The sequence below is a fragment of the Streptomyces zinciresistens K42 genome (assembly GCF_000225525.1).
Lineage (GTDB): Bacteria > Actinomycetota > Actinomycetes > Streptomycetales > Streptomycetaceae > Streptomyces > Streptomyces zinciresistens.
Genome location: NZ_AGBF01000451.1, coordinates 1 through 1143 on the forward strand (window position 1 = coordinate 1; position 1143 = coordinate 1143).

At 79.3% G+C, this 1143-nt stretch carries 1 protein-coding gene; it reads right to left on the reverse strand.

Going from position 1 to position 1143, the window contains the following annotated elements:
• On the reverse strand, positions 1 to 1143 hold a 1143-nt coding region (locus tag SZN_RS37150; RefSeq protein ID WP_007506541.1), incomplete at both ends, for a coiled-coil domain-containing protein.

The following is a 1143-nucleotide window of genomic DNA, read 5'->3' on the forward strand; positions in this document are numbered from 1 at the left end:
GGCCGGTGCGCGGCGGCCGCGGTGTCGGCTTCGGCGAGGACGGTCCGCACGGCCGCCTCCTCGGACTGCCAGGCGTCCAGGCGCCGTTGCAGGTCGCGGTGGCCGGCGTCGTCGAGGAGTGCGTCGGCCGCGGCCCGCGGGGTGTCGAAGCCCGCGCGGAAGGCGGCGTCGGCGAGCCGGGCGTCGGCCTCCTTGAGCCGTCGCGCGCTGTCCTCGGCGTCCCGCGCGCTGTCTACCGCGTCGGTCAGCAGCGCGACCCGGCGTTCGAGCTGGGCGGCGCGCTCGGCCACGCTGGCGGCTCTTCCGCGGGCCTCGGCCAACTCGGCTTCCAGCGCCGCCTGTTCGCCGTCGAGCCGCTCGCGGTGACCGACCCGTGCGGCGGTCCGTACCGCCGCCTGCTGACGGGCGGCGGTGCGCCGCTCGTGCTCCGCCTCGGCCCGGCGCGACTCCTCGTGGGCGGCGTGCAGTGCGGAGGCGTCGCGGCGCGCGAGGGCGTACCGGCGCTCCAACTCGTCGGCGGCCTCGGCGAGTCGGCTCGTCTGCAGGCCGCCTGCCTCGGCGGTGGCGGCGGCCAGGGCTTCGCGTACGACGCCGAGGCCGCGCTCGGCCTCCGCGAGGCGCTCCTCGGCCCGCTGGGAGGCGGTGAGCGCCGCTTCCTCGGCCTCACGGTCGACGTGTCCGGCGTCCTTGCGGGCGGGCGCGGGGTGCTCGGTGGCCCCGCACACGGCGCAGGGGTCGCCGTCGGTGAGCTGGGCGGCGAGTTCCGCCGCGATGCCGTTCAGGCGCCGCTCCTTGACGTCCAGCCAGCGCGCCCTGGCCCGCAGGCTCTGCTCCCGGGCGCGTGCCACGGCCTCGGCGGAGCTGTCCGTGTCCCCGGCGAGCTGGTCGCGCAGGCGTGCGGCGGCCAGGCGCAGGCGGGCGGGCTCGCGCTGCACGGCCAGTTGGTCGGCGCGCCCGGCGGCCTCCTGGGCGGACTCGATACGGGCCTGGAGCGCGGCGCGGGTCTCCTCCCACCCGTCGAGCCAGGTCTCGGCCTCCACGCGGACGTCCTCGTCGGCCCGCTCCTGGCGGTCGAGGGCGTCGCGCTCCCCGGCGAGCCGGGCGAGCCGCTGCTCGGCCCGGCGCGCGGACTCCAGGCCGCCC